Origin of the sequence: Streptomyces sp. NPDC048416, from assembly GCF_043200435.1 — a bacterium.
Lineage (GTDB): Bacteria > Actinomycetota > Actinomycetes > Streptomycetales > Streptomycetaceae > Streptomyces.
Genome location: NZ_JBICXU010000001.1, coordinates 187627 through 194061 on the forward strand (window position 1 = coordinate 187627; position 6435 = coordinate 194061).

The window sequence follows — 6435 nt, forward strand, 5'->3', positions numbered from 1 at the left end:
CTCCGCCCCAGAACCCGGTCGCGCCTGAACGGCCCTCGTCCTCAAACGCCGGACAGGCTGAGGTGACCCACGCAGGCCCGCACCGAGTAGTTAAGGGGCGCGGGGAACTGCGCGGGCGCCCCAGCACGGTCCGCACCCGAAAGCGGGCGGGGTCCCTGGGGCTCCGCCCCGGCGCGCCAGCAGGGTCCGCACCCGAAGGCCGGAGTCACTGGGGCCCCGCCCCAGACCCCATTCGCGCCCGAACGGCCCTCGTCCTCAAACGCCAGACAGGCTGAGGTGACCCACGCGGGCCCCCACCAAGTAGCCAAGGGGCGCGGGGAACTGCGCGAGGAGCGACCTGGGCCGGCAGCCGAAGGCCCGTCGGCCGCTACGGTGGGCGCATGCCCGAAGACACCGCACGCGACCCCCTCACCGCCACCCGAGAGGCGTACGACGGCGCGGCCGACACCTACGCACGGCTCTTCCGCGACTCGCTTCGCGACAGCCCCCTGGACCGGGCCGCGCTGGGGGTGTTCGCCGAAGCCGTGCGGGTGGGCGGGGGCGGGCGGGTCGCGGACCTCGGGTGCGGGCCCGGCCATGTCACGGCGTACCTGGCCGAGTTGGGGATGCGTAAGGACGACGTGTTCGGTGTCGACGCTTCCCCCGCCATGGTCGAGCTGGCCCAACAGGCATACCCGGAGCTCCAGTTCACCGTCGGCACGATGGGCGCCCTGGACCTCGCCGACGGCGCGCTGGCCGGGGTGCTGTCACGCTGGTCGGTCATCCACACCCCGCCGCCCGAACTCCCCGTCATCGTCAAGGAGTTCGCGCGCGTACTGACCCCCGGCGGCCACCTCCTGCTCGGCTTCTCGGCGAGCGACGGCGCGTCCGAACCCGCCCAGGTCTTCGACCACGCGGTCGCCCCCGCCTACCGCTGGTGGCCCGACCACCTCTCCGCGCTGCTGCGCGAGCACGGCCTCGCGGAGGTGGCCCGGATGGTCCGCGAGCCCCAGCCCACGGACCGTCGCCCGTTCAAGGAGGTCCACCTGCTGGCGCGCAAGGCGGATGCCTGAACCGCGCGGCAGCCGTCAGCGGCCCGCGCGCGCGTCGTTGCCCGAGGTCCGGTCCATGTCGGCGCTGAGCCCGCCCACGTTGACCGGCACGAGCGTCACCGTGATGGCGCCCTTGGAGAAGGACTTGCCGTGGCGTCCGTGGAAGCTCTCCGGCAGCTCCTTCCCGATGTCGGACGCGCTCTGGTAGATGTCGAAGATGCCGGCCACGCCGACCGTCGGGTCGGCGTCCGTGGAGCCCGCGGTCTGCTCGACGGTGATGCGGTCGCTGCCGTCCTGCGCGACGACACCGGCGACGTGGTAGGGCCACCGGGTGGTGTTGGTCGGCGTCTTGCCCTTCCACTCCGTCTCGATGATGGAGTAGGCCTCTCCGGCGTCGGGCGCTTCGTCGTGGTCGCCGCCCGCCCGGTTCTTGGCGTACTCGCGGGCCCGGTCGACGTTCTTCTTGTCGCTCTCGCCGAACAGGCCGCCGCCCTTGAACGCGCTGGCGTCCTGGCCCATCTCCAACGCCTGGGCGTGCATGACCTCTTCGGCGGAGTGCGAGCAGTCCTCAAGGAAGGACTTCAGCGGCGCGTACGGGATGTACTGGGCGTCGCCGATCGTCGCCTTGCGCCGCCCCGTGGCCTCTTCGCAGTAGCGGGGCGCGGGCACGTCGCTGCGTACGTACAGCTCGTACTGGTCGCTGCCCTTGGGGCCGCGCAGCGCGTACTTCCCGGACTGGGAGATGCGCCAGGTGACCGACCCGACCTTCTCCTCCGCGTACCGCTGCACCAGGGGCGCGTCCGCGCTCACGGTCGCCCGCGCGCTGCGCTGCACGGGTGCCGCGCCGTGCGTCGCGGTGGGCCCCGCCGCCGACCGCATCACGCGTGTGGCGTTGGCTTCGGCGGCGCGCTCGAACCGGTCGGACGGGTCGGACACCTTCAGTCCGCTGCCGTTGTCGGCCCCCGCCACCGGGCCCTGGCGCTGCTGGATGACGTGCGTGAGCTCATGGGCGAGGGTGTGCTTGTCCGCGCCGCCCTCCCCCACCACGACGTGGCTGCCGGAGGTGTACGCATGCGCTCCCACCTCCGCGGCGGACGCCTTGGCGGCGCTGTCGTTGTGGATGCGCACATCGGAGAAGTCCGCGCCGAGCCGGCTCTCCATGTCGGTACGGGTGGCGTCGTCGAGGGGGCGCCCGGGGGTGCGCAGGACGTCGTGGACGGCTGAGCGCTGCACCGCGGGCTGCGCGGTCTGCTCGGTCTGCTGGTGCCCGCAGCCGGCGCCGTGCTGGTGCTTCTCCTGTACGAAGGTGTGGCCGGCCCGGCGGAGCATCTGCACGACCGCCGCGTTGCCCGCGGTGGCCTGCATGCCGAGCAGGCCGAGGGGTGAGCCCGGCTCCGGTGCGGCGGGCTGCCGCGAGGCCGCCCGCCTGGTGCCGTCCGCCTTTCGGTCCGACCGGTCCGGCCGGTCCGATTCGCCGAGAGGGTGCCTGGGAGTCACACGATCACCTTTTCAAAACGCCGTCACCGAACACGCTATCGCCTGACCGACCTTGCACCAACGCCGATGGAGCCGCCGACAGGTCCCGCGGCAGACGGTCGGATCGAGCCACCTCGCATCTACGACCGCGCGGGCCGCCTCTCCGCCGCCCAAGGACGCCAACAGCAGCGGCGCGGAGAGACCGAGCGCATCCACACCGATGACACCAGGTTCCACCAGACCCAGACCGGACTCCCCGCCTCCACAACCGGCAGCCAGGACACGGGATTTGTCCGCGAACCGGCGGGAACCCTCAACTCCCGGTGGAGCGCCTTCGCGCGGCGTGGAGATCCGGCCGTCCTACGCCATCTCGGCAAGGGGGCCTGCCGTCACGCGTACCCCTATCCAATGCAATACAGGAGGAATGCGATGGGACGCCTGGAGAAGTTCGAAGATCGGACCCGCGGCCACCCCGTGGCCAACCTGGTTTTCGGCTTTCTGTTCATTTACGTACTGGGTGGCGGCATCATGAGTTTGACGGGAGCATCCGCCACCACGGCGTGGGTGGCCTCACTTCCCGTTCTTCTCGCTGTGGGATCGGGAATAGCAGCCGTACGCGTGCGCCGCCGGAACAAGCCCCACCCATGACAGCTTTGCGAAAGCTGACAGCGCTGCGGCACCCGATTTTGAATGCGAGGGTGCCCTGCCGATCGTCCCCGCACGTCACCGAAGGCGGTGACAACAGGCCCCAAAGCAGCTGAATTAAGCGCACATCGCACCCAAACCCCATATGTCGAAACATGTCGAACCGATACGCAGAACGCCAACCGTGGACAATTCCGGGGGAATTTTGGCACGGTGATCCACATGTCACCGACCCCCGGACTCGCCCCGGAAGCCGCCGCCTTCTACGCCACGCAGAGCCCGTTCTCCGACCCCGGCGACCTCGTCGCCCGGTACGCCGATCTCCCCCGAGACGTCGGCGAACTGGCGCGCGTCGCAAGGGACTTGATGATCCACCGCCAGGAGGGCGACCTCTTCGCGCACGCCATCCCGAGCGGCCGCATGCGCGACTCGCGGCGCTCAACAAGGTCGAGACGCTCCTGTGGGACGTGTGGGGTGTCGGAGCGGCGAGCGACGAGGGGATGACGGACACGATCCGGGAACTGTACGACCGGGCGGCGGAGGTGACGGCGGGGCCGGGGTCGCAGGACGCGATGGGGCCGGGGTCGTACGACGCGGCGCGGCGGCTCTTCGCGGAGCACGAGGGGCTGCGGACACCGGAGGTGGTGACGTCCTTCGCCCCGTTCAACGGGCCCAGCGAGGTCACCCTCCGTGCGAGCGGGTCCTCCATCGTGTCCGCGTGAGCTCTTGCAGACCGGTGTGTCCTTGAACACCGGTGAGCCCTTGGAGACCGGCTGTGGGCGCGGCGGGCACGGGCCGCACCGCCCCGCCGGGCTGGAGGACCGGTGGGACGCCCGACATCAGTTGGTACGGTTGTCCGCATTTGGGTGGCCTGGGCATTCAGCTGCCCTCAGATCTCATGGAGGCCGGGCGGTGCAGTTCGTCTGCCGGAACTTTGGACTCTCGGACCTGCCCCGGCGCGGCCTCACTCCGCAGGAGGCGCCCCTTGCGGTGCTGCTCCTCGACATCGACGCGGAGCTGTCCATCTGGGAGCACGGGCGGGAGGTGTGGTCCGAGGAGGGATTCCCGGTGGCTGAACTGGCGTACCACCTGGCGCTCTGGCTCCAGAGCCCGGCTGCCGGGAATGAGGACTTCGAGCTCGACTCGATGCAGGCGGAGGAGGGGCTGATCCGTATCGCCAACTCCGACGAGGGCTGGCGGGTCGGCTCCGTCTTCACGCCGGACTTCTGGACGTCACCCGTCGCCTGGGACGTTCTCGTGGCAGAGATCAAACGGTTCGACCGTGCCGTACGCAAGGGCATCGCCGGGTTGGGCATCGACTCCGCCTTCATCCCGGAGCCCTGAGACTGTTCCGACCCGGCCGACCGGTTGGGATGATCACAGTATGGCGGGTGTGATCACGGCGTCGCAGCCGTCGGGAGGAGCCCCCGCTCGTCTCACCTCGGGGCGGAGTGGCCGACATCGGCACCGGGCGCATCCCGGGCCGCGTGGCCCGCGCCGGGCCTGATCGAGAGTTCCGCGTACACCGTCTTGCCGACCGTGCGCGGTTCGATCCCCCACCGGTCGGCGAGCGCCCCGACGAGCAGCAGCCCCCGGCCGAACTGTTCGTCGTCCGCCGGCGTGCGGGGCCTCGGGGTCGATTCCCCCCGCGGGTCGGTGACCTCGATACGGAGTGCGGTGGCGTTGAGCATGAGGTGCACCCGGAACAGCCGGTCCCGCAGGCACCCGTGCAGCAGCGCGTTCGTCGTCAGCTCGCTGACCAACAGGGCGGCGTCACCGGCGAGTTCGGGGCGGCCCCACTCCGTCACCAGCCGGGCGGTCCTTCGGCGGGCCAGGCTCACGCTGCGGGCGGTGGGGGTGTAGTCGAGGCAGTCCTCGTACACCGGCACCTGCTTGCGCTCCTCCATGGACACGCACCTCCTTGTGCGGGTCGGGATGACGGTGGCCGTGGCGGTGCCCATGCGGGGCGGACCGGTGCGCTTCCGTCACTTGGTGCCGCCCAGTAGGCGACTGAGCACACAACGTAGTGGCCGTTTCGCTCTGGGTTCAAGCAGAATCGGGAATATCTTCCCGAGAGAGTGAACCTGGGTCGACTGACCGTGACGGCTGGGGTCAGACTGTGTGCGTGATGCGAGCAGATCAGGGGAATCGGACGTCAACTGTCCTGGGACGACGCCTCGGTGGGGAGCTTCTGCGCCTCCGGGACAGTGCGGGCAAGACGCAGCAGCAGGCTGCGCAGGTCATCAGCGCGACCGGCACGAAGATCGTGAAGATGGAGCGCGGCTGGGTACCGATGCGGGATCCCGACATCCGGGTACTGAGCGAGTTCTACGGTCTGGACGACCCCAAGGCAGTTGCCCGCTTGCTTGAGCTGGCCCGACTGGACCGGGAACGCCGCAAGGCGAAGGGCTGGTGGCAGCACTCGCCGAACGCGGGCGCACTCGCCGAGTACATCGCCATGGAGGATGTCGCCCACCGGGTCCGGACCTGGCAACTCGCCCTAATTCCGGGCCTGTTCCAGACAGCCGAGTATGCGCGCTCGCTTGCCGTCAGCGACGGCGTATGGGAGGACCCCGACGAGATCGAGCGCATCGTCGAGGTCCGCATGAAGCGACAGAGCCGTCTGGCTGGGGACCGGCCGCTCCAGGTGTACGCCGTCGTCTGGGAGGCAGCGCTGCGACAACTCATTGGCGGGCCGGACGTCATGAGGGCTCAGTTGGGTCGGCTTCTCGACGTGTCGAAGCTGCCGAATGTGCGCCTTCAGGTGCTGCCATTTCGCACTGGGGGCCACCCGTGTGTAACCGGCGCCTTCAACATCATCTCGTTCACGGAGGCGGAGGCGGTCGACGTCGTCCATGTGGACACCATCGCTACTACGGTATGGGTGGAAAACCCGGAGGAGGGCGCCGTGTACAGCACCTTCTTCGACCGGACTGCTCGGCTGAGCTTGGCCCAGCACGACTCCACCATGCTGATCGACGCCATCCGCAAGGAGCTGTAGAAGTGACCGCCTTCGACTTCCGGAAGTCCAGCTACAGCAGCTCGGGAGGCGAGTGCATAGCAGTCGCCCTCAACATCCCCCGCACCGTCGCCGTCCAGGACTCCAAATCCCCCGGCGGGCCCACGCTCCGGCTCACCCCCGCCGCCTGGGCCGCGTTCACCACCGGGCTGGGACGCGCGGCGCGAGCAAGTCAATAGCGCCACGCGCGGCCCGGGCCAGCACAGCTCCGCCACACCTATCGACGCCATCCGCAAGGAGTCGTGACCATGACCGAGTTCCGCT

The 6435-nt window shown here is 69.7% G+C and carries 8 protein-coding genes; 6 read left to right on the forward strand and 2 right to left on the reverse strand.

Annotated features, from left to right (window positions below):
* Positions 1 to 380 precede the first annotated feature (380 nt).
* Complete coding sequence (locus tag ACGFW5_RS00790; protein ID WP_393831975.1) at positions 381 to 1052, forward strand: class I SAM-dependent methyltransferase; 672 nt, start codon at positions 381 to 383, stop codon at positions 1050 to 1052.
* A gap of 15 nt (positions 1053 to 1067) precedes the next feature.
* On the opposite strand, the gene ACGFW5_RS00795 is transcribed toward ACGFW5_RS00790, so the two are convergent.
* On the reverse strand, positions 1068 to 2528 hold the full coding sequence (locus ACGFW5_RS00795; protein ID WP_393831976.1) for a DUF4157 domain-containing protein: 1461 nt from the start codon (positions 2526 to 2528) through the stop codon (positions 1068 to 1070).
* 846 nt (positions 2529 to 3374) lie between these two features.
* Here ACGFW5_RS00795 and ACGFW5_RS00800 point away from each other — a divergent pair.
* The 3 genes from ACGFW5_RS00800 (at position 3375) to ACGFW5_RS00810 (ending at position 4496) form a co-directional block, all read left to right on the forward strand.
* The gene (locus ACGFW5_RS00800; RefSeq protein WP_393831977.1) at positions 3375 to 3656 is read left to right on the forward strand and encodes a hypothetical protein; all 282 of its coding nucleotides are present in this window, start codon (positions 3375 to 3377) and stop codon (positions 3654 to 3656) included.
* Positions 3653 to 3874 carry a hypothetical protein gene (locus ACGFW5_RS00805; protein ID WP_393831978.1) on the forward strand — a complete coding sequence of 74 codons (222 nt, stop codon included), beginning with the start codon at positions 3653 to 3655 and terminating at the stop codon, positions 3872 to 3874. Before ACGFW5_RS00800 ends, ACGFW5_RS00805 begins: the two co-directional genes overlap by 4 nt.
* Before the next feature lie 190 nt (positions 3875 to 4064).
* A complete protein-coding gene (locus tag ACGFW5_RS00810) occupies positions 4065 to 4496 on the forward strand; it encodes a hypothetical protein (RefSeq protein ID WP_393831979.1) in 432 nt (143 codons plus the stop codon).
* Positions 4497 to 4588: 92 nt separating this feature from the next.
* Here ACGFW5_RS00810 and ACGFW5_RS00815 read toward each other — a convergent pair whose 3' ends face one another.
* Entirely contained in the window at positions 4589 to 5059 is a 471-nt protein-coding gene (locus tag ACGFW5_RS00815) for an ATP-binding protein (RefSeq protein ID WP_393831980.1), read from the reverse strand.
* A 221-nt stretch (positions 5060 to 5280) separates the two neighbouring features.
* Between ACGFW5_RS00815 and ACGFW5_RS00820 the strand changes: the two genes are divergently transcribed.
* Both ACGFW5_RS00820 and ACGFW5_RS00825 read left to right on the forward strand, forming a co-directional pair.
* Positions 5281 to 6153 carry a helix-turn-helix domain-containing protein gene (locus ACGFW5_RS00820; RefSeq protein ID WP_393831981.1) on the forward strand — a complete coding sequence of 291 codons (873 nt, stop codon included), beginning with the start codon at positions 5281 to 5283 and terminating at the stop codon, positions 6151 to 6153.
* A gap of 2 nt (positions 6154 to 6155) precedes the next feature.
* Positions 6156 to 6350, forward strand: coding sequence for a DUF397 domain-containing protein (locus ACGFW5_RS00825; RefSeq protein WP_393831982.1), 195 nt, complete (start codon positions 6156 to 6158; stop codon positions 6348 to 6350).
* The last annotated feature ends 85 nt before the right edge of the window (positions 6351 to 6435 follow it).

Excerpts from the sequence above, each read along its gene's own strand:
- ACGFW5_RS00805 (WP_393831978.1), top strand. The coding sequence starts at position 3,653 with ATGACGGACACGATCCGGGAACTGTACGACCGGGCGGCGGAGGTGACG.
- ACGFW5_RS00790 (WP_393831975.1), top strand. The coding sequence starts at position 381 with ATGCCCGAAGACACCGCACGCGACCCCCTCACCGCCACCCGAGAGGCG.
- ACGFW5_RS00815 (WP_393831980.1), bottom strand. The coding sequence starts at position 5,059 with ATGGAGGAGCGCAAGCAGGTGCCGGTGTACGAGGACTGCCTCGACTAC.
- ACGFW5_RS00820 (WP_393831981.1), top strand. The coding sequence starts at position 5,281 with ATGCGAGCAGATCAGGGGAATCGGACGTCAACTGTCCTGGGACGACGC.
- ACGFW5_RS00800 (WP_393831977.1), top strand. The coding sequence starts at position 3,375 with ATGTCACCGACCCCCGGACTCGCCCCGGAAGCCGCCGCCTTCTACGCC.